Annotated in this window: 14 protein-coding genes; 2 read left to right on the forward strand and 12 right to left on the reverse strand. The window is 74.2% G+C overall.

What is annotated here, in order from left to right; translation table 11 throughout:
• Positions 1–41: 41 nt before the first annotated feature.
• Positions 42–1121, forward strand: coding sequence for an NAD(P)H-dependent amine dehydrogenase family protein (locus ACZ7J0_RS29890; protein ID WP_470892562.1), 1080 nt, complete (start codon positions 42–44; stop codon positions 1119–1121).
• Complete coding sequence (locus ACZ7J0_RS29895) at positions 1118–1597, forward strand: carboxymuconolactone decarboxylase family protein (RefSeq protein WP_470892564.1); 480 nt, start codon at positions 1118–1120, stop codon at positions 1595–1597. The genes ACZ7J0_RS29890 and ACZ7J0_RS29895 overlap by 4 nt, the downstream gene beginning before the upstream one ends.
• A 108-nt stretch (positions 1598–1705) precedes the next feature.
• Here ACZ7J0_RS29895 and ACZ7J0_RS29900 read toward each other — a convergent pair whose 3' ends face one another.
• From ACZ7J0_RS29900 to ACZ7J0_RS29955, 12 genes are all read right to left on the reverse strand, one after another.
• Positions 1706–3349: a GMC oxidoreductase gene (locus ACZ7J0_RS29900; RefSeq protein WP_470892566.1), complete on the reverse strand. Its 1644-nt coding sequence runs from the start codon at positions 3347–3349 to the stop codon at positions 1706–1708.
• Positions 3350–3421: 72 nt separating this feature from the next.
• The gene (locus tag ACZ7J0_RS29905) at positions 3422–3787 is read right to left on the reverse strand and encodes a deoxyxylulose-5-phosphate synthase (RefSeq protein WP_470892568.1); all 366 of its coding nucleotides are present in this window, start codon (positions 3785–3787) and stop codon (positions 3422–3424) included.
• A 142-nt stretch (positions 3788–3929) separates the two neighbouring features.
• Positions 3930–4973: a TolB family protein gene (locus ACZ7J0_RS29910; RefSeq protein ID WP_470892570.1), complete on the reverse strand. Its 1044-nt coding sequence runs from the start codon at positions 4971–4973 to the stop codon at positions 3930–3932.
• Positions 4970–6247, reverse strand: coding sequence for an MFS transporter (locus tag ACZ7J0_RS29915; RefSeq protein WP_470892572.1), 1278 nt, complete (start codon positions 6245–6247; stop codon positions 4970–4972). The genes ACZ7J0_RS29910 and ACZ7J0_RS29915 overlap by 4 nt, the downstream gene beginning before the upstream one ends.
• Positions 6248–6280: 33 nt before the next feature.
• Positions 6281–7414: an alkaline phosphatase family protein gene (locus ACZ7J0_RS29920; protein WP_470892574.1), complete on the reverse strand. Its 1134-nt coding sequence runs from the start codon at positions 7412–7414 to the stop codon at positions 6281–6283.
• A gap of 152 nt (positions 7415–7566) precedes the next feature.
• Complete coding sequence (locus tag ACZ7J0_RS29925; protein WP_470892576.1) at positions 7567–8472, reverse strand: galactokinase; 906 nt, start codon at positions 8470–8472, stop codon at positions 7567–7569.
• A gap of 4 nt (positions 8473–8476) precedes the next feature.
• Positions 8477–10348, reverse strand: coding sequence for a methyltransferase domain-containing protein (locus ACZ7J0_RS29930; protein ID WP_470892578.1), 1872 nt, complete (start codon positions 10346–10348; stop codon positions 8477–8479).
• On the reverse strand, positions 10345–11523 hold the full coding sequence (locus ACZ7J0_RS29935; protein ID WP_470892580.1) for a glycosyltransferase: 1179 nt from the start codon (positions 11521–11523) through the stop codon (positions 10345–10347). Before ACZ7J0_RS29935 ends, ACZ7J0_RS29930 begins: the two co-directional genes overlap by 4 nt.
• Positions 11520–12335, reverse strand: a complete 816-nt coding sequence (locus tag ACZ7J0_RS29940; RefSeq protein WP_470892582.1) for an alpha/beta fold hydrolase — start codon at positions 12333–12335, stop codon at positions 11520–11522. Before ACZ7J0_RS29940 ends, ACZ7J0_RS29935 begins: the two co-directional genes overlap by 4 nt.
• A gap of 7 nt (positions 12336–12342) precedes the next feature.
• Complete coding sequence (locus ACZ7J0_RS29945) at positions 12343–12681, reverse strand: acyl carrier protein (RefSeq protein WP_470892584.1); 339 nt, start codon at positions 12679–12681, stop codon at positions 12343–12345.
• Positions 12671–17788, reverse strand: coding sequence for a beta-ketoacyl synthase N-terminal-like domain-containing protein (locus ACZ7J0_RS29950; protein WP_470892586.1), 5118 nt, complete (start codon positions 17786–17788; stop codon positions 12671–12673). Before ACZ7J0_RS29950 ends, ACZ7J0_RS29945 begins: the two co-directional genes overlap by 11 nt.
• Complete coding sequence (locus ACZ7J0_RS29955; RefSeq protein ID WP_470892588.1) at positions 17781–24797, reverse strand: SDR family NAD(P)-dependent oxidoreductase; 7017 nt, start codon at positions 24795–24797, stop codon at positions 17781–17783. The genes ACZ7J0_RS29950 and ACZ7J0_RS29955 overlap by 8 nt, the downstream gene beginning before the upstream one ends.
• Positions 24798–25021 lie beyond the last annotated feature (224 nt).

Here is a 25021-nt window from a genome sequence, read left to right on the forward strand (position 1 = left end):
CGGCCCTATGAACCGATAGGTCCCCTCGCTACCCTCCGCGCATGATTTCCACGGTTGTCTGGGGCACCGGCAACGTCGGCCGCTTGGCCATCCGCGCCGTAGAGGCCCATCCGGCGCTCGTACTCTCTTCCGTCATCGTGCACAACCCCGACAAGGTCGGCCGCGACGCGGGCGCGCTCGGCGGGCTCGACCGTGACCTGGGCGTCGCGGCGACCGACGACATCGAGGCCGTGCTGGCCGGCGGCCCCCGCGCCGTGGTGTACGCGGCTTCCGGTGACATCCGGCCCGACGAGGCCCTCGCCGACATCACCCGCGCGATCCGGGCCGGAGCGGTGGTCGTCACGCCCTCGATGTACGCGCTCTACGACCACCGGAGCGCCCCGCCGGAGTTCCGGGAGCCGGTGCTGGCCGCCATCGCGGAGGGCGGCGGCTCGCTGTTCGTCTCCGGCGTCGACCCCGGCTGGGGCAACGACGTGCTGCCATTGCTGATCAGCGGGCTCGGCTCCCGGGTGGACGCGATCCGCTGCCAGGAGATCTTCGACTACTCCACGTACGACCAGGAGGAAGCGGTTCGCGACCTGGTCGGCATGGGCCGCCCGATGGACTTCGAGCCGCTGATGCTCGCGCCGTCCGTCCCCACCATGGTGTGGGGCGGGCAGATACGTCTGATGGCCAGGGCGCTGGGCGTCGAACTCGACGAGATCCGGGAGACCATGGAGCGGCGCGCGCTCGACGCCACCGTGAGCACGCGGACGATGGGTGAGTTCCGGGCCGGAACCCAGGGCGCGGTGCGGTTCGAGGTGCAGGGGATCGTCGAGGGGGAACCCCGTCTCGTCATCGAGCACGTCACCCGCGTCCACTCCTCCTGCGCCCCCGACTGGCCCACGCCGCCCGACGGTGACGGGGCCCACAGGGTGATCATCGAGGGTCGCCCGCGCATCGTGGTCACGGTGGAGGCCACCGACGAGGGCGAGAACCGCTCGGCCGGCGGCAACGCCACGGCCGTGGGCCGCCTGGTGAGCGCGGTCGACTGGCTCGTCGACGCGAAGCCCGGCCTCTATGACGCGCTGGATGTCCCGCTGCGTCCCGCAGTCGGCAAACTCGGAAGGAAGCAGCCATGAAGATCGACATCCCCGAGGGGGAGGACGCGATCCCGTATGTGTGGGGCGACATGGTGCCCGGCATCGGGATGGCCGCCGCGAACTTCTCGCTGGCGGTGTACGCCCATACCACCCTGGGACTCCGTGAGTTCGAGGCCGCGAGGCTCCGGATCGCGCAGATCAACGGGTGTACGTTCTGTCTCGACTGGCGGACCGAGCGGGACGGGGAGAAGGTCGAGGAGGAGTTCGCCGACGCGGTGACCGAGTGGCGCACCACAGACGCGTTCGACGACCGGACCCGGCTGGCGGCGGAGTACGCGGAACGGTACGCCCTGGACCACCACGGGCTCGACGACGAGTTCTGGACCAGGATGACGGCGCACTACAGCCAGGTGCAGATCGTGGAACTGAGTATGAGCATCGGTTCATGGCTGGCGTTCGGGCGGCTCAACCATGTGCTGGGCCTCGACACCGTGTGCGTACTGCCGGGGCGCTGAGGCGGTCCGGGGCCGCCGCCGGTGCGTTCGGCCGGCCCCGGGTGTCGGGCTCGCCCTGCGGGAGACGAGGTGGTCCGGTCTCCTCGTGGCGGGCCGTGCCGGCCCTCGCTAGAGGTCGGTGGCGATGATCTTCTCGATGTTGCGCTCGGCGAGCGCCGTGATGGTGACGAACGGGTTGACGCTGGTGTTGCCGGGGATCAGTGAGCCGTCGATGACGTAGAGGCCCGGGTGGCCTTGGAGGCGGCCGTAGTTGTCCGTGGCCTTGCCGAGGACCGCTCCGCCGAGGGGGTGGTACGTGAGGTGGTCGCCCCAGATCTTGTTGGTGCCGAAGAGGTCGGTCCGGTAGATCGTCCCTTCCTTGGCGTTGATCTTGTCGAAGATGGTCTTGGCCATGTCGATGGACGGCTGCTTCCACGCCGTCTGCCAGTTCAGGTCGACCCTGCCCGCGGCGGCGTTCCAGGAGAACGCGGCGCGATGGGGGTTCTTGGTGATCGACAGATAGAACGAGGCGTAGGTCTCGATCCCGGTGGGCAGCGGTGCGACCTCGGCGAAGGCGCCGCCGGCGACCCAGTTGTCGATGCCACCGCAGGGGATGGAGGCCTGGACCTTGCCGGTCGGGTCCCACATGTGGTTGGCGCGGCCGCACATGACGTTGCCGTTGTCACCCCAGCCCTGGCCGATCTCGTCGTTGAGCTGGGGCAGCGCGCCGGTGGCCTTGAGTCTCACCAGGAGTTTGCTGGTGCCGACGCTGCCGGCCGCGAAGAACACCCTGTCCGCGGTCACCGTCTTGGTGGCCGTGACGCCGCCGGTGGTGTTGATCTGCTCGATGAGGACCGTGTAGCCGCCGCCGACCGCCGGGGAGACCGAAGTGACCTTGTGCAGGGGCGAGATGGTGACCCTGCCGGTGGCCTTCGCCTGAGCGAGGTAGGTCTTCTGCAGGGACTTCTTGCCGTAGTTGTTGCCGTAGAGGATCTCACCGGCGACCGCCGACTTCGGGACCGTTCCGGCAGCCTCCTGCTTCATGTAGTCCCAGTCGTACACGTCCGGTACGAAGACGAACGGGAACCCGGAGCGCTGGGCGTGCTTGCGGCCGACGCGGGCGAACTGGTAGCAGTCCACGGTGTCGAACCACGCCGGGTCGATGAGCCCGACCCCCAGTCCGCTGTTGGCGCGCGGATAGTAGGTGCTGTACATCTCGTCGGCGTTGACCGACGGGAGGATGGCGCCGAAGTTCTCCCGGCGCGGGGTGACGGCCATACCGCCGTTCACCAGAGAGCCGCCACCGACGCCGCGGCCCTGGTAGACGATGATGCCGCCCATCTCCTCGGCGTCCAGGATCCCGGTGTAGCGGGGAATGTCCTTGTCGATCGGGAAGCCGAGGAAGTTGCTGAGGGGCTGTTTGGTCCTGGTGCGGAGCCAGTAGGACCGCTGGTCCGGTTTGGTGGTGTTGGCGAAGATCTTGCCGTCCGCGCCCGGGGTGTCCCAGGCCATGCCCATCTCGATCATGTGCACATCGACGCCGGCCTGCGCGAGACGCAGGGCGGCGACGGAGCCGCCGTATCCGGTGCCGATCACGAGGGCGGTGACATGGGCCCCCGGGGCGATGGAGCCGGTCGCCGTGACGGCCCTGGCGTGGGCTGCGGCGGTGTGGCCCGCGAGGACCGCGACCCCAATAATAGAACTTGTTCCTGTGATGAACCCACGACGTGAGACGCCCTTGGATTCGTTTTCTCTCCTGGGAGTTGCATCCATGTGACCTTCCTCACTCTTGACGGAGTGAGAACTGGTTCTACTGTTGCTTGCTTGTTAAGTCACTAGATACCTCTAGGTAACTTGAGGCTGACGCCCACGGGCCCGCACGGGCGGCACCTCGCGGCGCACGAGCGCCCGGGCGAAGGGCTCCCCCGACCTGCGCGCGTACGTCATCCGCTCGCGCACCTCGTGCAGGGTGCGCGGTCGGTATCCCGGCCCGCCGCAGCAGCTCTTGTGGAAGCGCACACCCGCGTTCAGCAGCACGGACAGGGTCCGCCAGGCGGCGGTGTCCCGGCGCCGGGGTGCGGCGAAGGCCGATCCCACATGGATGAGCGGCTTCGCGCAGCGGGGGCAGATCCGGTCGTGGTCTCCGGCGTAGGGCTGCTTGTAGGAAGCACGGCACGGCAGGCAGACGTAGGAGGTTTTCGCGGGGGGCATGCCCTCAGCGTAGGTTCCAACGGCCGGGATCTCGAAGGGAATTTCCTCGGCGGGGGTGGACCGCGGGCCGGGGAGAAGCGCATGGCTCCAGGCGGTACGGCTTGCGGCCGGCAGGGAGCTCCGGTGCGGGACCGGCTGCGTGTCAGGTGATCAGGGCCGGAGAGGTCGCGGACGTGACGGCCTTCCGTGGAGCGCCGCCGCCGTCCGCCGGGACCGACCAGAGGTCGGCGCCGAAGTCGCCGGGCAGGGCGTAGAGGACGGTGTCGCCGGTCAGCCACAGGAGCTGGTCGTCCACGCTTCGCCGCTCGGCGAGCGGGGTCTCCCGGCCTGTGCGCAGGTCCAGGACGTGCAGGCGCCAGGGCGCTGCGTCGGAGGCCCCGGCGACGCGCTTCTTGAAGGCGACGCGGGTGCCGTCCGGGGACAGGGACGGGCACTCCACATTGTCACGCAGGACGCGCAGGGTGCGCCGGGCCACGTCGCCCTGGACGAGGTGGGTGCGGCCTCCGGTCGCGAGGGTCGCGTAGAAGCGGTTGTCGTCGGCGGCGAAGGTGACGCCCCAGATGTTGTGGTCGGCTGAGTCGTGGCGGCGGCCGTCCTTGAGGACGGTGAAGCGTTCGAGGTCGGGGTGGAGCGTGCCGGTGCGCGTGTCGTAGAGGGCGGTACGGGTGGAGAACGCGCCACCGGCGTAGGTGTCCCCGCTGACGAAGACCGTCCACGCGACCAGTCGGCCACTGGGCGAGACCCGGGCGCGGGTGGGCGTCCCCGGCACCGGGAAGGCGCGCAGCGGCTGGAGCCGGGCGTCCAGGAGGACGGCTTCGTGGCCGGGGACCACTCCCCCGGTGGCCCGCAGGCAGATGGCCGTGCCCGCCGCGGCGTGGAAGCGCAGACAGCGCTGGGGCGCGGACGTGCGGGGCGCCTCCGGACCGGTCGGCGGGATCGCGGACGGGATCGAGGAGAGGTGATCGCGCTGGGCTCCCCAGGCGAGATTGCGGAAGAGCAGGCGCCCGTGCTGGTGCAGTGTCACCGCGCCGGGTCGCGCGACCGGTTCGCCGGGCCTCGCCCGCTCGCCCTGCGCGGCACGGTCCGCGGCCCGTCCGATGGCGACGGCGGCGACCGCGGCGAGCAGCGCGGTGACGACGGCGAGAACGAGCAGCCTGGTGCGGGGCCGCGGGTCACGGGGGGTCATGGGCGGCTCCGTCCATGGAGGGCGGCGGCCACCGGCAGGGCGAGGCCCAGGCCGACGGCGGCGGCGGTCAGGGCGCCGTGGGGCCCGAGGTACATCCAGCCGGCGCCGAAGAGCAGGGAGCCCAGGAGGCGGGCGAGTGCCCCGGCCGTCTGCACCAGCCCCAGGCCGGTGGCCTTGAGGCGCGGGGGCAGCAGCGGACCCGCGGCGGCCATCAGGACGCCGTCGGTCGCAGCGTAGAACGCGCCGAGGAGGACCAGTACGCACACGGTGACCGCCGCTGCGGCGCCCCCGGGGACGAGGAGGGCGCCGTACGCGGCGAGGAGGGCGCCGTGCCCGGCGAGGAAGACCCGGCGCCGGCCGATTCTGTCGGACAGCCGGCCGAGCGGCACGGCCAGCAGCAGGAAGCCGGTGGCGGCTCCGACCGGCAGGAGCGGGAAGTAGACGGCGGGCAGGTCCAGTCGGCGCTGGAGCAGCAGATACAGGAACGAGTCGCTCACGGTCACCAGGCCGAGGAGCGCGGCGATCAGGCACAGGCGGGGCAGTCCCGGCGTGCGGGCGAGGGTGCGCAGCGCGCCGGGGCGCCGACGCTCCCGCCGGCGCTCGACCGGCTCGGGGCGGGGATCGCGTACGAAGAGGACGAGCACCAGGACGCCGAGCGCCGCGGCGCAGAAGCCGACCACGAACACGGCGTCGTAGCCGTCGCGCGCGGCCCACAGCACGGCGAAGGCGGCGAGCGGGCCGAGGAGGGCCCCCGCGGTGTCCATCGCCCGGTGCACACCGAAGGCCCGGCCCTGTTCCCCGGGCGGGCAGGACAGCGAGATGAGCGCGTCGCGCGGAGCGGTCCGCAGCCCTTTGCCGGTCCGGTCGGCGGCGAGGACGGCGCCGATCGACCAGGGGGCCGTGGCCGCGAGCAGGGCCAGTTTGCATCCGGCGGACAGCGCGTAGCCGGCGCCCGCGACGAGCTTGCGGCGCTGGGCGCGGTCGGCGAGGTGGCCGCCGGCCAGCCGGGAAAGGACGGTGGCACCCTGGTAGAGGCCGTCGAGCGCGCCGAAGGCGAGTGGGGACATGCCGAGACCGACGACGAGGTAGAGCGGCAGGACGGCGGTGACCATCTCGGCGGAGACGTCGGTGAAGAGACTGACCGCGCCGAGCGCGAGGACATTGCCGGCGATCGCGCGGCGGCTCCTGCCGTGAGGGGCGCCGCGCGGCGGGCGTGGCCGGGTGCGGCGCACGCCCGCCGTGGTGTCGGCGGCCCGGCTTGCCGACAAGTACACGGGCTCTCCCTTCCGTTGGCCGCGCGGGGCCGGTCAGAACCAGTTGATGGTGAGGGGGAAGGTGGTGCTGGCGGTGGCTCCGGTGGAGTCTGTGGCCGTCGCGGTGATCTGGAGGGTTCCGGTCTGCCAGGGCTTGCCGGTGATCTTTCCGGTGGCGCTGTCGATGGAGAGGCCGAAGGGAAGGCCGGTGGCGCTGTACTTGAGGGGAGCCTTGCCGCCGGTCGCGGTGAGCTGGATCGTGCAGCTCTGGTTGAACTTGCACGTCTGGCCGCCGGGGTTGGTCAGGCTGAGGTCACCACCCGGTGGAGTGGTGCCGTCCCCGAACACCTCGCCGATGGGAGCGGCGCTCGCCGCGTTGCCCGCGTGGCCGGTGCCGAAGAGGTCCTCGAAGGTGCGCAGCAGGTTGTAGTGGTTGTACGCCGAGGTGTACTTGCCCTGCTTGACCTTGGCCCCGGAGAACACGGTCGCGATCTGGTTGGAGCCGAGGAAGTTGTCCTCGTCCCAGGTGAGTACGAGCAGGCTGTTGTTGGCCTTGGCCCACTGCGCGTAGGCGTCGAGGTTGTTCCTGGTCCAGGTGTCGCCGGTGTTGACCGAGCACGAGTGCATGTCGTTGCACTGGTTCGGGACGACGAACGAAAGGTGCGGCAGCTGGCTGAAGTCGCTCTTGGGGAACTGCGTCCACGTCTTGCCGGTGGTGAGGGGCACGTTCTTGAACGCGAACCAGGGGTTGTGCTTCTGCGCGTACTGGCCGTTGGTACAGGCGGTGGAACCCTCGCTCGGCAGGTCCTCGTTGTACGTGGCGAAGGTCTTTCCGGCGGCGATGAGTTCCTGTCCGAGGTTGGCCGCGCTCATCGACTGCGGGGTGTAGCAGCCGTCTCCGGTGATGCCCTGGGTGGCTCCGGAGAAGAGGTTGAAGTAGTTCGGCTGGCTGGGGTGGGTCAGCGCCTTCATGCCGGTCAGGCTCGCGCCGGCGTTCGCCAGCTGGTTGATGTAGGGCGCGTTGGCGCTGCCGATGATCTCGCCGTACTGCTTGTTCTCGAAGACGACGACCACCACGTGGTCATAGGTGGGCAGCGCGAGGGGCGAGGGTGCCTGGGCGGCGGCCTGGGAGTCGGCCGCGCCCATGGTGGCGACCAGGCAGAGCGTGCTGAAGATGCCGGCTGCCATGGCCCGTCGGCGCCTGCCGCGACCGGCGTTCGCGGCAGGGCCCGTGCGGCGGCCACCAAGACGATCCCGTAGGCGGCTCGCGGTGCGCTCCGGAAGGCGGACCGGTGTCCGGTCCGGTAGGGCTCTGGGTGTCATGCGTTGTTCCCTCCTTGTCATTCCTCGCGGCGGGCCGCGCCCGCCACGGTGATGTTCACGAGGCGCGGTACGAGCCGCCCGCCGCCGCGGAACTCCTCCGCGAGGGCTGTCCGTACGGTCGCCGGACGGTCGTGCGGCAGCAGCACCAGGGCGCTGCGCTCCGGCTGCCGCCCGGGCCACCAGGCGGCCGTCGCCCCCGCGCGTCTGGAGATGTCCACCGCGCGCCGGATGTCGCCGGGGCCGGTCTGTGCGCCCCGGGTGACCAGCAGCATCAGCCGGGCGCCGTACTCGGCCGGGTCGAAGCGGATGCGGCGTGGGGCGCCGTCGCCCACCACCAGCGCCTGGCCGGGGCGGGCGAACAGGGCGGCCTGGCGCAGCGCTTCGTCCCCGGTGGGCGCGGCGGCCCGGGCGAGGGCGAGCAGCCTGCCGCGCGGCGGACGGGCCCTGGCCCGCCGGGTGGGCGAGGGGGCCCGGCCACCGCCGCCGGCGTGCAGGTCGGCGACCGCGAGTGCCACGGCGCACTCCAGCGGCTCCGCGCTCGACAGCCCGGCGGCGTCGGTCAGCGTGGAGTGGATGTGCAGGTCGATTCCGCCGCGTCCGTATCCGGTACGGGCCAGGGTCCGCAGCAGGGCGTACGTGCGTGCGGCCCAGGCGGGGTGAGGTGGTGGAGGCCCGGTGAGCGGGAGTTCACAGCTCTGGGCGGGGTGGGCGAGGGAGCTCAGGCGGACGAGACCGTCGTCGCGCGGCGCGGCGGCCGCGGCCACGGGCCAGTCCGCGGCGGCGACCAGATGCGGGGATCCGAGGTGGAAGGCGTGGGGGGCGCTCCACACCGTGGTCGGGGGGCGGTCGTGGGCCGACTCGAGCGCGTAGGCGACGAGCCGGAAGAGCGGGTCGGCGGTGTGGCGGCGGGCGATGTCGAGCATGTGCTCACCCCGTTTCCGTGCCGAGGGGTGTACGGCGAGCCAGTACGCGGTAGGCGTTGCCGCCGTCGGTGGCGCGTGCCACCGCCGAGCGCAGGGCGTCGAGGGCGGCCGCGACGCCCAGGCACGGAAGCGCTGCGGTGCGCACGGCGGCGCGTGCCGCGCGCCGGGGCAGACCGGCGGTGCCGGGGCCCCAGGGGGCGTACGGGTCGGGGGCGAGACGGTTGGCGGTGAGGATGACCGCGCCGGTGAAGTCGCAGGGCTGGTGGGCTGCGCCGTGCTCCTCGGCCAGGACGGTGAAGCCCCGCTCGGTCAGCGCCTGCCGGAGGTTGCCGATCGGGATGAGGTGCTGGTGCTGGGGCTGGAACCAGGGCAGCCAGTGCGGCCCGAGGACATGGGCCAGGCGGGACGCGGGGTCGGGCAGCTCGATGAGCAGGTGTCCGCCGGGCGGCAGTACCTTGGCGGCCGCGTCGAGCTCGGCGAGCGGGTCCCGGGTGTGCTCCAGGTAGTGGTACATGCTGATGGTGTCGTAACGGTGGACCAGCCCGGCGGCGAGGTCGGGGAACTGGCCGTGGTGGGCGGTGTCGACCCAGCCGCGCGCCTCCGCCCCGCGCACGGCGGAGGCCATGTCCAGCCCGTCGAAGCGGGTGGCGGGCCAGACGTCGCGCGCGCTGTCGCAGAAGTGGCCGTGCCCGGTGCCCACGTCGAGCCAGCGGGCGGGTGTGCCGAAGGGCTTGAGCATCGTCGCGCGGGCGCGGTACGAGCGGCCCATGCCACCGAACACCTGGGCGGCGCCGCCGACGCCGAGGCCCTCGTAGAAATCCCGGTAGTAGAAGTCCAGGCCGTCGAGGGAGAGGCGGGGGTTCTGGAAGACGTGCCCGCAGCCGCCGCACTGTTCGAGGGTGAAGCGGCCCGGCTTGCCCTGGAGCAGATCGGGGACACGGACGCGGACGGAGAGATCGGCGGAGCCGCACCAGGGGCAGTCGGGGCGGCGCGGCTCGAAGAACCGCTCGGTGCCTTCCTTGAGTTCGGCCGCATAGGACGGCCTGAGCGCTTCGAGTTCGGGCGAGGGCGCACTCCCGGCGGGGCGGACGCTCAGGGCGGTGCGCAGCGCGGTTCCCGCGGAGTGGAGAGGGCGGACCACGGCGGCGCGGGACAGGTCGGCCGGGCGCAGCGGGCTCTTCGGTCCGCCGAGGACCAGGGCGGGCTGGAGGCAGTAGAGGGCGAGCGCCGCGACGCCCCAACGCCGGTCGACGGCGGCGGACCGCAGGAGCAGTGCCAGCCCCGCGAGTTGGGCGGCGGTCACGAGACCCGGGGGAAGTCCCCGGGCCCGGAGTTCCGCCGTCCGCGAGGTGGGGTCCGCGGCCGGGGCGGCCAGTTCGGGAGCGATGGCGAGGCCGGTCGCGTCGGGGGCGTACTCCTTCAGGCGCCTCAGGAGGGCGAGCAGTTCGGCCGGGTCCGGGGCGGAGGGGGCGCCCTCCAGGCCCGCGCGACGCAGGACGTCTTCGTCGACGAGGACGGCGTGTCCCGCGCCGTGGCCCGGGCTGGTACGGGCGAAGGGCGAGGCGGGGACGTCGAGGACGCGCAGCAGACCCAGCGCGTGTTCGGTGTCGAGGGCGGCCGGGAGCAGGTCGAGGATCCGCAGACCGGTGCGTTCGGCGTGGGCGACGGCGGCGCGCAGGGTGGCCTCGTCGACGTCGACTCCCCGGGCGCTGATCAGGTGCCACAGCCCCTGCGACGGCTCGCTCTCGGGTGCGGCCCGCTCCAGTACGGGAAGGGCGGCCAGCCGGCGACGGGCACGCACGGTGCCCGCGGTGAGGCCGGCCAGGGACACGGCAGCGGCCCAGGGGACGCGCGTACGGTGAGGGTGCTGTGTCATATCAGCTTCTCCAACCTGTCTGCCGCGGTCGCCGCGCCGCCGGCCGCGGCGAAGGAGGCCTGGAGGCGGCGGGCGGCCTGTCGGTGGGTGGGGTCGTCCAGGACGGCGGTGAGGGCGTCCCCCACTTCGGCCGCCCGGGGCCGTCCGAAGCGGACGCGGACACCGGCGCCGGCCTGGGTGACCTGCTGGGCGACGATCGGCTGGTCGTCGCGGATCGGGGCGACGACCAGGGGCAGGCCGTGGGCGAGCGCCTCGCAGACGGTGTTGTGACCGCCGTGACAGACCACGGCGTCGAGGTGGGGCAGCAGCCGCAGCTGCGGGACGTACTCCTGGAGGAGGACGTGGTCGGGGACGCCGCCGACCAGGTCGGCGGGCGCGGCCAGGATCACCTGGACGCTCTCGGCGAGTTCCTCCGCTGCCCTCAGGACCGTCGTGTAGAAGCGGCTCCCCGCCTCGCGGTTGAGCGTACCGAGGGAGACCAGAACCCGGCGCCGCAGGGGATCGAGGCGCCGCCAGGGGAACGACGCCCCGCTCGGACGGGGGCTCAGCGCCGGCCCGACGAACGCGTGGTGCGCGCGGCGGCCGGGGCCGACCGCGTCCGCGCCGACCAGTTCCGGGGTGGAGAAGATGAGGACCAGTCGGTCCGAGAAGCGCGGGTCCCAGCCGCCGGGCGCGCCACAGGCGGTGAGCAGCCCGGCGATCCGCTCGTCCACCCACTCCCCCACGCGCGGGAAGCCGGCGAACGGTCGGGTGAACTCGGCGGTGGTCGTCGCGGAGGTCACCCAGGGCAGCCCGTGCCGCTCGGCGGCGACGGCCCCCGCCAGGGCCTGCTGGTCCACGATCAGCACGTCGGGGGCATAGGCGGCGATGGCCGCTTCGACGCCGGGCAGCATCGCGTGGGCGAGGGGGATGAGAGCCTCCTCCCACAGGAAGCGGAGGGCCGCGACACCGCGCAGGTCGCGCCAGTGCGCGTGCAGCGCGGCATATCCTCCGCGTTCCTCCCCCGGCGAGTCTCCGGCGGGCAGGATGTGCGCGCCGTCGGGGAGCAGCCGGGGAAGGACTTCGGCGGGGCCGGTCCAGGCACACCGGTGGCCGCGTGCGGTGAGTTCGGCGGCGACGGCGATGGTGGGGTTGACGTGGCCGGCGAGCGGCGGGACGACGAACAGCGCCTTCACGCCCTCACCGCCTCGGGCCGGGGCCGGGCCGCGGCTTCCGCCAGCCGGTCCAGTACCGCTCTGCGCAGTTCCTCGGTGCCGCCCTTCAGTACGTCATGGCCGAGGCCGGGCAGGATCCGCACGGTGCAGTCCGGTGCGTGGCGGGCCAGTTCCCTGGCGCCGGGGACCAGTTCGGAGTGCTCGCCGCAGACGGCCAGTACGGGGCAGTGGACCTGGGCGAAGTCCGCCGGGGTGAAGGGCCGGCTCGCCGCGATGTCCTCGATCAGGGTGGTGCGGTTGAGGAGCTCGTCGGCCGCGGCGGCCAGCCGGGCGGCCTTGCGCGCGCCGAGCGAGGCGAGTTCGCGCGGCACCTGGCTGCCCTCCAGGTCGAGGGCGGCGACGGAGAGCGTGTCGAGCATGTTGTCGATCCAGGGGCCGTTCAGCGGCGCTTCGAGCAGGACGAGCCCGGCGACGAGGTCGGGGCGGGCCAGCGCCGTGTGCAGGGCGAGGGTGCCGCCGTAGCTGTTTCCGACGAGGTGGACGGGGCGTTCGTCGAGGCCGAGGGCGGCGAGCAGGGCGACGAGGTCCCGGACGGCGGTGTCGGTGTCGTAGCCGGTGGGCGGGCGCTCGGTGCGGCCGTGACCGCGCAGGTCGTAGAGGACGATGTCGTGGCCGGCCTGGGCGGCGGGGACGGCGAGCGTGGCGTAGAAACTGGAGAGGTTGTCGACGACCATGCCGTGCAGGAAGACGACGGTGGTGGCGCCGGTGCCCGCACCCGTGCCGGGGATCCGGTGGACGTGGAAGCGTACGGAGTTGGCGAGGATGTCGGCCATGGCGGGCTCAGGCGGCCGGGGCCGGTGCGGGCGTGGGGGCCGAGGGGGTGGCGGGCGCCGGGGCGGTGGTTTCGGCGATGTGGAACACGAGGTCGCCGACCGTCATGGCCAGGATCTCCTCCATGTCCTTCTCGGCCAGGAAGGCGATCAGGTCCACCCGCGCCCCGTACCGCTCCTGGAGCAGTTCCGCGAGGGCCACGAACTCGATGCTCTCCAGCGCCAGATCCTCGTTGAACGTGGTCTTCATGCCGACGTCCTCCATGAGGAGGAACTCGTCGCCGACGGTCGCGACGAGCATGGCGGTGATCTCGGCGAGTATCCGTTCGGCCGTGGGGTCAGATGCCATGGCGGGCCTCCGTCGGGGTCGAGTGGGGGTGCGGCTTCGGACGGGCTTCGGTGCTGGGCAGGGTCCAGGCCACGACGTGGGGCGCGGCCGCGTCATGGACGGTGCTGGTACGGACGGTGTGCGCGTGGCCCTCGGGCGTGGTCACCCGGAGCCCCGCGGGCCCCTCGGTGACCGTCCACTGCCGCAGGCGTCCGCCGAGGCCCGTGCCCTCCGCCTTGGCCGCGGCCTCCTTGGCGCACCACAGCGTGGTGAGCGCCTGCGCCAGACCGGTCCTCTCCCGTACGGCGAGTTCCTCGGCGAGCTGCCGTTCCCCCGCCGTGAGCGCGATACGGCTCAATGCGTCCGGGTCGTCGGGGACCGACTCGATGTCGATGCCCACGGGCGCGGTGGGGTGGGCGTAGGCGACCGCCAGCCGGTCCTTGTGGGCCAGGGAGAGCCGGAGTCCGGCCGTGAGCGGTCCTTCGGGACGGGGGCGGCCCAGGTCGTCGTTGCCGACCGGCACCTCCACGGGGAAGAGGGGGCCCGCCCCCGCGTCCCAGAGGAGGTGACGCAGTGCGTCCTTCGCGGCGATCCTGCCGAGCAGCCAGGGCGCGCGGGCGCGGGGCGGCTTCAGCTCGTACGCCGCCCGCTCGGCGGCGTCCAGATAACGCCGCATGACCAGTTCCTGCGAGGCGGGGTCGGTCCAGCGGCGGCGGGCCAGGTACCAGCCTCCGGGCTGGGGTTCGCCGATGCCGCAGACCTCGGGGGTGAACTTCATCGGCCACACCCGCTCGTCGGCGGCGAAGCGCCGGTAGGTCCAGCCTTCGAGGCGGGCCCAGACACTCCCGTCGGCGGCGAGGAGTTCCACGTCTCCCACGACGGACCCGGGCCGCACGGCGCGGATGCGGGCGGTGGCGCGCAGCGGAGAGCCGTCCGGTGGGGCGGGTGCGTGGATGCGGACCCGCTCCAGGGACGCGGGGAACACCAAGCGGTCGGCCGGAAGCCGCAACTGCATCCAGTGGCCCAGGAGTTGACCGGCGGCGTCGAGCAGCGCGCCCGGAGCGGGCAGCGCGCGCAGGACGCCGCGGATGCCGTCGTCGCCGACGGCGGTCACTTCCTGGACCCCGGCGAAGGCCGGCCCGTGGAACATCCACCGGTCGCGGTAGAGGGCCTCGGCGCTGACGGGAGGCGTCCCTTCGCGGGTCAGCGGCGAGGTGTCGGGGTCGGGACGGGCGGGATGGCGGGCGGGGCCCGCGCCGGCGGGGTCGGGAGTGGCGAGGAGTACGGTGACGGCCGCGTACTCGCCGATCGTCACCCGTACCCGGCTGCCGTCGTCGGCGGGAGTCACCTCGAACTCCACCTCCACGGGCGGCGCCACGGGCAGCCAGCGCAGGGCCCGTACCTCGTCGTAGCCGGCCACCACACGTCCGGGCACCGCCTGGCGCGCGGCGTCGGCAGCCAACTCCAACAGCGTGGTCATGGGCACGACGGGGAAGCGGTCGGAGGGGTCGGGCCAGTCGTCGGGCTGGAGATAGACGCAGTGGTCGACGACGTACGGCATGGTCTCCAGGGAGAGTCGGCGCCGGAAGCGACGGGATCGTGGTGGGGGCGGGGGCTCGTACGAGGCGGGCGGCGCCGTCACACCGGCGGGGCGCCGCGCCTCCTGGTCCGCCGCGACGCGCCACGCCTCGGCGACACTGCGCACCGCCGTTTCGGTCTCGTCGAGCACGGCGTCCAGCGCCGCGACCAGTGCCGGTGTGCGGGGGCCGGCGTCGGGGTCGGCCCCGGCCCCGGCCCCGGGGGACCGTCGGGGCGAACCACTCACACGGAGGGTGGACGCGGCCTCGCCCAGGCGCACGAGCGGGGAGCCGAGATCGAGGCGCAGGGGGTTCGGGGCGGGCCCTTTGAGGGGGCGGGGGGCGGTGGGACCGGGCAGGTGGGCCGGCTCGGGGGGCCTTGCCGGGTGGGCCGCCCGCGAGGCCCGCGGGGCGGCCTCGGCGCGCTGCCGTGTCAGCCGTTCCCAGCGCGGGTTCAGGCCCTCCGTCCACAGACCGGCCAGCAGCCGCCGAAGTTGCTCCAGGCCGCTGCCCGCCGGGCCCGCGCCCGCCGCGGTGGCCAGGTGGTCGCGTCCGTGGAGGGTGTCCGTGATGAAGCCGGGCAGGCTGCCCGCGCCCATCTGCACGAAGCTCCGCACGCCCTCCCCGTACAGCCCGGCCGTCAGCTCACGGAAGCGCACCGGCTCCAGCAGATGGCGCACCACCACGTCGCGGACTTCGGACTCCGTCGTCGGGTAGGCGGCGCCCGTGGTCGCGGACCAGACGGGGACGGCCGGAGCGCGCAGGGGAAGCCGGGCGAAGGCGGCGCGGACCTGCTCCAGGTACGGCGCCCACATGGGGGTGTGGAAGCCCGAGCGGAAGGGCAGCTCCTGGGCGAGCACGCCCTGCGCGGCCAGGCGGGTGAGCGCCTCCGCCACCTCGGCCGGTTCACCGCACAGGACCGACTGGTGGGGGCAGTTGTCGTGGCTGACGGTGACCCGGTCCAGGCCGTCCACGGCGTTCGCGGCCTGGCGCGCCCCGCAGCCGACGGCCGCGTACACGAGGTCCGGGACGTCGAGGTCGCCGGGCCGCAGCGCGTCGAGGAAGGTGTCGACGGCCCGCCGGGGATACATGCCGGCGACGACCATGGCGGTCCACTCGCCGAGGCTGTGCCCGGCCAACAGGTCCGGCTCGACGCCCAGTTCGGTCAGGACGCGGGCGAAGAACCGGCCGGCGGCGATCGCGTCGACCGCTCGCTCCACCAGCGTGTCGCCCCCCGTCAGGGCGGGCCGCGGCAGGCCGAAGTGGTCGGCGACGGCGTCGACGCGGGGTGCGGGTTCCGGCTCAAGGCCCGGGAAGACGAACGCGAGCCGGGCGCCGTGCGCGAGCAGCGGGCGCGGGGTGAACCACACATCGCCACGACCGCGCCAGGGAGCACCCCGGTCGACGACCTTGGCCGCCAGGACCAGGCGCTTGGGCGACGGCCCCACGACGGCGAGACGGCAGGGTCCGGGCCCGGGTGTCGGTGCGGCAGCTGCGCCGGAGGCCCGCACGGCGTCGAGGAGCAGGGCGAGCTCCTCCCGCGTGTCGGCGGCCAGCAGGAGCACGTCGCCGTGGAGGCCCCCGTCGCCTCCACCACCCGCCGGCGACGGCGACGGGCCGTCCGGCACGGAAGCGGTGGTGGGGGCAGCGGCCCCGGGCCGCGCCGCCGAGGCGACTCGTGAAGGCATGCCCCCGTCGCCCCCGCCAGCCGCCGGCGACGGCGACGAGCCGTCCGGCACGGAAGCCGTGGTGGGGGCGGCAGCGGCCCCGGCCCCCGCCGCCGAGGCGACTCGTGAAGGCATGCCCCCGTCGCCCCCGCCAGCCGCCGGCGACGGCGACGAGCCGTCCGGCACGGAAGCGGTGGCCGCGTCCTTGGTCCGCGGCTCCTCCGGAGTCGCGGAGGCGTGGAAACACTGCCCCTCCCCGGAATCCGGTGGCCGCTCCCCGGCGGCGAACGCCGGCTGGACCGCTCGGACATCGAGCCCGCTCCGGCGCTCCACGCGGCCGCTGTCCGCAGCGGCCCCGGCCCCCGCGCCCCCCGGCGCCGGGGCCGGGAGACTCGGCGCCTCCCTCCGCAGGACCCCCACGGGTCCCGCCGTCCCTGTTGTGGCGCCCGCCGCCGGGGCCTCCTCCAGGACCACGTGCGCGTTGATGCCGCCGAAGCCGAAGGCGTTCACGCCCGCCCGCCGTGGCGCCCGGCCCCGGGCCCATGGCTCGGCCGACGTCACCGGACGCATGCGCGTCCTGGCGAAGTCCTCGTGGGGCTCGTCCAGGTGAAGGGTCGGAGGGAGGACGCCGTCGTGCACGGCGAGGGCGGCCTTGATCAGGCCGGCCATGCCGGAGGCCTGCATCGTGTGGCCCAGCATGGACTTCACCGAGCCCATGGCGACCGGTTCGGCGTACGCGGAGCGGGGGCCGAACACATCGGTCAGGGTGGCGAGTTCTGTCCGGTCCCCGACGGGTGTCCCCGTGCCGTGCGCTTCCAGCAGCCCGAGCGCGTCGGGTGCTGCCGGGTCGAGGCCGGCCTGACCCCATGCCCGGCTCAGGGCGCGGACCTGGCCGTCCACGAGCGGGCTCATCAGGCTCGCGGCCCGGCCGTCCCCGGCCACCCCGACGCCGCGGACGACGGCGTACACGCGGTCGCCGTCGCGCTCGGCGTCGGCGAGGCGTTTGAGCAGGACGACTCCCGTGCCTTCGGAAAGCAGAGTGCCGTCGGCGCGGCGGTCGAAGGGGCGGATGGACTGGCTCGGACTGAGCGCACGCAGCTGGGTGAAGACGCTCCACAGGGTGGCGATGTGGCAGTGGTGGACGGCTCCCGCGACCACCACGTCGCAGCTGCCGCTCGCCAGCAAGCCGACGGCCTGGTCGACGGCGAGCAGGGAGGAGGCGCAGGCGGCGTCGAGGGTGTAGGCGGGGCCCCGGAAGTCGAGGCGGTTCGCGGTCCTGGCGGCAGTGAAGCTCGGCACGAGGCCGATGGACGCCTCCGGCTGTTCGGGGCCGAGGCTCTCCTGGAAGGCTTCGCGTACGGCGCCGATCCGGTCCTCGCCCAGTTCGGGGGCGAGTTCGCGCAGGGTCAGGGCGAGTTGGTGGGCGGTGCGGACGCGTTGGTCGAGGCGGGCCGTGGCGACGCCCATGAAGCCGCCACGGCCCAGGATGACGCCGATGCGGGAGCGGTCGGCGGGCAGCCGCTCCTCTCCTCCGGCATCGGCGACGGCCTCCGCGATGACGCGCAGGGCGAGCAGTTGGTCGGGCTCCGCCCCGGCGACGGCGGCGGGCATGATGCCGAAGCGCGTGGGGTCGAAGGCGGTGAGGCCGTCGATGAAGCCGCCGCGCCGGCAGTAGAAGCGGTCGCTGCGGGCGGGCCCGGCGTGGCCGTCCGGGTCGTAGTAGACGCCGGGGTCCCAGCGGTCGGGCGGTACGTCGCCGATGGCGTCGGCGCCCGAGACGAGGTTGGCGCGGTAGGTGTCGAGATCGGGGGCGCCGGGAAAGACGGCGCCCATGCCGACGACGGCCGCGTCGGTGGGTCGGGGGCCGTGGCGCCGGTCAGCCATGGGTGGCCTCCTGCGCCGGGGTGCCCTCCGCGAGGAGGACGACCTGGCCCTCCGTGCCGTGTGCCAGCTCGGCGAGGAACGCGGCGGTGCCCGCCTGCGGATCCAGGAGCGGGATGCCCCGGCTCTCGTACACGCGCTCCAGTTCGGGAGTCACCATGCCGCCGGCCTCGGCCGCCCAGGGTCCCCAGTCGACGGCCAGGACCCGGCCGGGGAAGCGGCGGGCCCAGGCGGGCGTGGAGGCGAGGGTGTCCAGGGCGTCGTTGGCGGCGGCGTAGTCGGCCTGACCCCGGTTGCCGAAGACTCCCGCGACGCTGCCGAAGACGGCGAGGAAGGCGGGGGCCGGTGTGCCGGCGTGGTCCGCGACGGCCTCGGCGAGGTGGCGGGCGCCGTCGACCTTGGTGGCGTACACCCGCTGGAAGGAGGCGGGGTCCTTGTCGCAGAGCAGCTTGTCCTGGATGGTTCCGGCCCCGTGGACGATGCCGTCGATCCGGCCGTGCCGGGCGCGTATGTCGGCGACGACGGCGCGTACGGCGTGAGGGTCGGTGACGTCCGCGGCGTGGTAGCGCACGGACGCGGCGACGCCGGAGAGCGAGCGGAGGGTGGTGCGGATCACGCGTGCGACGAGGATCCGCGACGCTGCCGCCTCGATCTCGGCGGGATTGCGCAGACCCTGGCCGACGAGGGCCGCGCGCAGGGTGACCCGGTCGTGGGCGTGCGCGACGGCGGGGTCCTCGGCACCGTCCGGGTAGGGCGTGCGGCCGATGAGTTCGATGTGGCAGCCGGTGGCCTCGGCGAGGGACAGACCCGTGCGGGCGGTGATCCCCCGGGCGCCTCCGGTGAGGAGGACCACCGCGTCGCGGCCGATCGGAAGCGTCGGCGCGGGGTCGGTGGTGGGGAGGGGTGCGTCGACGGTGCGCAGGACGTTGCGGGTGCCGTTGGTGTAGCCGACGGCCACCGGTTCGCCGGGGGCGCACAGTTCGGCGATGAGGTGGGCGGCGATCCGCTCGGGCGGGTCCTTGGGGTCGACGTCCACGGCGCGAACGGCGGTCCCGGGGTACTCGATCGCGGCGGTGCGGGCGAATCCGTACAGCCCGGCGCCGGGGATCGGGTCGACCGCGTCCGATCGGGACGACGAGGGTGTGCCTCGGCCGAACGCTCCGCCGCAGCCGGTGACGAGCAGCAGCCGGCGCGCACCGCTGACCAGCACCTCGCGCAGGGCCGCGAAGGCGTCCGGCAGCACGGGGTGGGGGGCGGGGCGCAGTGCGCCCAGGTAGAGGACGCCGTCCGCTCCGGCCGATTCCGCCAGGCGGTCCTGGTGGAGGGTGCGGACCTCGGCGCCGTGGGACTCGAGTGCGGCGGCGAGGGCGACGGCCACGCCGAGGCCGTCGTCGACGACGGCGAACCGGCGGCCGGCCAGGACCTCGGCGGGGTCGCTGGGCGCGGGCGGCCCCACGGGGGTGACCTCGACGAGGAGCCGGGCGGCTGCCCGGCCGGCGGCCCGGGCACCCTCGTCCGCCTGCACGAGCGGCCGGGCGGCGGGCCCGCAGGCTGCCCGCCGGGCATTTCCGTCCGCTTCGACGAGCGCCCTCGCGTCGCGGCCGACCCCGGCGGGCGCGGCGCCTCCGTCCGCCTCGACGAGCGGCCTCGCGGCGCCGCCGCCCCAGGAGAGCGATGCGCCCTCGTCCGCCTGCACGAGCTCCCTCGCGTCGCGGCCGCCCGAGGCGCCCTCGTCCGCGCTCGTGCCCGGGCCCGCCGGTGTGCCGGGGGACGGCTCCCCCGTCGGGCCGTGCGCGACGATCCAGTCGACGATGCCGTTGACGGTCTTCAGCCGGGACAGCTCCTCGACGGATGATTCGGCCGGTCCGTCCGAGCCGCGTGGCAGCCCGATCCGGTCGGCGAGCGCACCGATGATCTCCACGCGCTTGATGGAGTCCACCGACAGATCGGCCTCCAGGTCCAGCGCGGGGTCGAGCATGTCCTTCGGGTAGCCGGTGCGCGTGTGGACGATCTCCAGGACCACGTCGGTGAGTTGGCCGGGCGTCAGCGGCCGGCTGTCGGCCTCCTCGGGCGCGGGACGTGCCGCGGGCGCCTCGCCCGGGTACGTCCTCTCCGCCGGCGGCGCCACCACGGGCGCCGCCAGTGAAGCCGCCGGGGCGGGCTGCGCCCCCAAGTAGCCCAGCAGGACGTCACGCTGGGCCGCGACGAGTTCACGCGCGCCGCGCAGGTACTCCAGTACAGCGTCCTCGCGCCGGTCCGTCGCCGCGGCGGGGTGGGGCGCCGTCACGCGCCTGGCCGGGACCAGCCCGCCCGCGACGGGCTCGCCGTCGGCGGTACGGACGAGGTGACCGTCCACGAGCCATCCGGGGCGCCGGGGCGCCGCTTCGGGCAGGGGGGAGGTACGGCCCTCGAAGAGGGGTCCGGGGTCGATCGGGACGCCCGCCGCGGCGAGTTCGGCCAGCGCGGTGACCAGGCGGGTCAGACCGTGCTCGCCCGGGACGTCGAGGGGTACGGCGGTGTGCGGCCGGTCCCCGAGGATGCGGCCGACGAGACCTGTGAGGACCCGTCCGGAGCCTGCCTCCACGAAGGTGCGCACCCCGGCCGCGTACATGGCCTCGATCTGTTCCACGAAACGCACCGGTTCGGCGAGCTGGTGGGCGAGCAGGTCGCGCACGGCGGTCGGCTCGCAGGGGTACTGCCGCCCGGTGGTGTTGGACCAGGCCGGGACGGAGGGCTCGGACACCGCCGTCCCGGCCAGCTCTGCGGCGAGCGCGTCGACGGCGCCGGCGACGACCTCGCTGTGGAACGCGCAGGCGACCGGGAGGCGTTCGGCCGCGATGCCCGCCTCGCGCAGGGCGGCGACGGCGGCATCGACGGCCGGGGTGGGGCCGGAGATCACGTTCTGGGCGGGGCCGTTGTGGTTGGCGAGGACACACCCGGGTGGAAGTGCGGGAAGGTCCTGCGGGGCGGCGGACACGGCGGCCATCGCGCCGGGATCGTCGCCGGCCGCGGCGAGGATGGCCTCGGCCCGGCAGTGGCTGAGCCTGAGGAGGGTCGGCGTGTCGTAGACGCCGGCCGCCCAGAGGGCGACGAGTTCGCCGTAGGAGTGTCCGGCCGTGCTGTCGGGGCGCACGCCGAGGGAGGTGAGGAGGAGGTGTGCGGCGGCACCGGTGAGGCCGAGGGCGGGCTGGGCGGTCCGTGTGTCGGTGACGGCGGCGCGCTGGGCGGCACGATCCTCGGCGGTGAAGGCGGCGGCCGGGAACATCGCGGCGACGTCCCGGGGATCCGCCTCGTCGAGGAGGGTGCGCAGCCGGGGGAAGGCGATGAAGAGGTCGCCCAGCATGCCGGGGCGCTGGCTGCCCTGTCCGGGGAAGAGGAAGGCGACCTGGCCGGGCCCGGTGCCGCCCCGGACGTGGACGCCGGCGCCGGGCGTGACGTCGCGGGCCCGGCGCAGCCGTGCGGCCAGGTCGTCGAGGTCGGTCGCGACCACCGCGACCTGGATCGTGTCCTCCCGGTCCCTGGTGCCGACCGCGGAGGGCCTGGCGGCGGACGTCTCGGCGGCGAGGTCACGCAGCGCCCACGGCCGCCCTGCCGCGTCGTTCTGTTCCAGTCGGGCGGCGAGGCGGTCCATCGCGCTCAGCGCCGCCGCGCGGTCGGCGCCCCGGAAGCAGAACAGCTCGGCGGGCCAGGCCTCCAGGCCGTGCGCGGGCTCGGCCGCGTCCCCGTAACCGGCGAGAACGGCATGGTAGTTGGTTCCGCCGAAGCCGAAGGCGCTGACAGCGGCGTGGCGCTGCCCGGCGGGGGTGGCCCACGGCCTCGCCTCGGTGTCGAAGAAGAAGGGACTGGTGTCCGGCCGCCACTGCGGGTTGGGGGCGTTCATGTGCAGCGTCGGCGGGCGTACGCCACCGTGCAGGGCGCGCGCCGCTTTGATGAGTCCGGCCAGGCCCGCCGCGCACTTGGTGTGCCCGAGCTGCGACTTGACCGAGCCGAGCGAGCAGGACGAGGAGTCCGCGTCGGCGAACACCTCGGTCAGTACGGCCAGTTCGGTGCTGTCTCCGACGACCGTTCCGGTGCCGTGCGCCTCCACCAGGCCGATCTCGGCCGGTGCGACGCCGGACCTGCGGTAGGCACGCTCCAGGGCGCGTCGCTGCCCCTCGGGGCGGGGAGCGGTGAGGCCGAGGGAGCGGCCGTCGCTGGAGGCGCCGACGGCCTTGACGACGGCGTAGATCCGGTCGCCGTCGCGTTCGGCGTCCTCGAGGCGCTTGAGGACGAGGCAGGCGACGCCTTCGCCGAGGGCGATGCCGTCGGCGTCGGCGTCGAAGGGGCGGCACCGGCCCGTGGGCGACAGGGCGCGCACGGAGGCGAACATCAGGTAGTCGTTGATGCCGTTGTGCACGTCGGCGCCGCCGCACAGCACCATGTCGCTGTCCCGGTCGCGCAGTTGGCGGCAGGCCAGATCGAGGGCGGCGAGCGAGGAGGCGCAGGCGGCGTCGATCGTGCAGTTCGCGCCGCCGAGGTCGAGGCGGTTGGCGACGCGTCCGGCGATGACGTTGGCGAGCACTCCTGGGAAGGAGTCCTCGGTCAGCCGGGGCAGTTGCGCGTCGAGTTCGGGCGGCAGCTCGCCGAGGTAGCCGGGGTGCAGGGCCCGGAAGCCGTAGGCCCCGGCGAGGTCGGTGCCCGCCTCGGCGCCGAAGACGACGGAGGTCCGGGAGCGGTCGAAGAGGCGCTCCCCCGCGTATCCGGCGTCGGCCAGCGCGCGGGCGGCGATGTCGAGGGCGAGCAGTTGCACCGGTTCGATGCTGCCGAGGGAGGCCGGCGCGATGCCGTGGGCCAGGGCGTCGAAGGGGGCCGGTGTCAGGAAGCCGCCCCAGCGTGACGGGGTCCGCTCCCCCGCTCGTGCCGGGTCCGTGTCGTGGTGTACGGCCGGGTCCCAGCGGTCGGCCGGCACTTCGGTGACGGAGTCGGCTCCCGCGACGATGTTCGCCCAGTACTCCGCGAGGTCCCGCGCGCCGGGGTAGCGGCAGGCCATGCCGACCACGGCGATGTCGAGCGGGGCCTCCTCGTCGGGGACGGCGGGGGGCACGAGGCGCCGCAACTCCTCGGCACGTTCGGCGAGCAGGGCCGTCGCGCCCTCGGTGACCTGGGCGTGCAGGGCGGCGACGGTGGTGGTGGCGGTGCGTGCGGTGGCGCTCTGGCCGAGCATGTAGAGGCCCTCGTCGCGCTGTTCCTCCTCGCTCACGGGCGTCCTCCCGGCGGCGGTGTGCCGCAGGCCCTTGCTGGCGATCCGCAGTCGCCCGAGGTTGAGCTTCTCCAACTCCTCCCAGACCTCCGCGGGGCTCGCGCCGTCCTCACTCAGCCGCCGCGCGGTGGCGGCGAAGGTGTCGGCGTACGGAGTGGGGGCGCAGCGTGTGGCGTGGCCGGGTGCGGTACGGAGAAGGGTGGTGGCGTCACAGTCGAGCGCCGCGCGCTGGAAGCCCGGCAGCACTGCCCCGGCGGTGACGGCCTCCTCGGTGAAGAGGTAGGCGGTGCCCATGAGGATGCCGGTGCGGGCGCCGCGTCCGGCGAGCGTTCCGGCGGCGGCCGCCGCCATCGCGGCGGAGCGCTCGTCGTGGATGCCTCCGGCGAGGAGCACGTCGAGTTCGGCGGTGTACGGGGAGGAGAGCAGGCGCTCGATCTGTTCCTCCCAGAGCGGGAAGGAGGCGCGGGGGCCGATGTGGCCGCCGCACTCGAGGCCTTCGAAGACGAACCGCCGCGCGCCCTCGGCGAGGAACTGTTCGAGCAGTCCCGGCGAGGGGACGTGCAGATAGGTCCTGGTTCCGGCGGCTTCGAGCGGGGCGGCCTGGGCGGGACGGCCACCGGCGATGATCGCGTAGGGCGGGCGGGCCTCGGCCACTGCGGCGAGCTGTTCGCGGCGCAGCTCCTCGGGGGCGAAGCCGAGCAGTCCGACTCCCCAGGGTCGTCCGGCCAGGCGTTCGGCGGTCTCGGTGAGCAGGTCGCGCACCTCCGGGCCGTCCATGACGGCGAGGGCGACGAAGGGCAGTCCGCCCGCGTCGGCCACCGCGGCGGCGAAGGCGGGCCGGTCACTGACGCGGGTCATGGGGCCCTGGGCCACGGGCAGCGGCTCCCCGTCGGGGCGGGGCGCGAGGGGCCGGGCCCGTTCGGCGGCTTCGATGTGGCTCGTGATGGCCTCGCGTACGGCCTGGACGACGGAGCCGGTGGTGCGGTGGCGCGCGGCGAGGCGGGCGGCCGTCGCCCCCTCCTGCCCGATGGGCAGCGGCTGGGTGGCCAGTCCCCGGGCGCCGAGCCGCTCGGCGATGCCCTCCTCGAGGGGGGCGAGGTCGGGGCGGGTGTAGACGCGGTGGCCCTCGACGACCGTGGTTTCGCTGCCGTCCATGGCCCGGACGGCGGACGCCACATCGGAGGGGAGTTGGGCGAGGCCCTCCGTGGTGAGAGCCAGTTGGGCGTCGAGGACGACGCCGGCGGCGCCGCCCGCGATCGCGGCGGCGGCCGTGTGGGGGCCGATTCCTCCCGCCGCGAAGACGGGGACGGTGATGTCCGGGTCGGCGAGCAGGCGTTGCAGGAGGACGAAGGTGGTCAGCTCGCCGACCCGGCCACCCGCTTCGTGTCCTCGGGCGACGAGTCCGGCCGCTCCTGCGGCGACGGCTGCCAGGGCCTCGTCGGGGCTGACGACCTCCGCCCACACTCGCCGCCGGCCCTCGGCGGTCCACGGCCGCACCCCGGCCCGCCACACCCGCTCGGCGAGCAGGACGGTGTCGACGGTGGCGGGCAGTTCGTCCGGGGCCAGCGGGCAGCCGTCCGCCACCCGCACTCCGTACGGCCCGCGGAGTCCGGCCAGGGCTGTGCGCGCCCGGTCGCGGTCCCTGCCGAGGTCGAGCAGACCGAGCGCGCCGGCTCGCCGCGCGGCCGTCACCATCGGGGGGTTGGGTTCCTCGAAGGGGCTGACCACGACGACGAGGTCCCGACGGAAGGACCGGGTGGACTGAGAGATCACGGGCACTCCTTTTACTTCCGGCAGCACCGGGCGAGGGAGCGGGAGCGGTGTGCGTTGGCCGCGGGACTCCGGCGGGCGCCCCTGTCGTGGCTGGTCGGGCCACGGCGGCCGGCCCGGCGGGATCCGTGCCACCGGCGCCTCCATGAGGTGACTGCCCGGTAACACCGCCGTGCCGCGTTGCATCGTGGGGCGGCCGACCGGTGGAGTCAACGCTCATTTCCGGC

It is taken from the genome of Streptomyces sp. NPDC038280 (assembly GCF_055600045.1).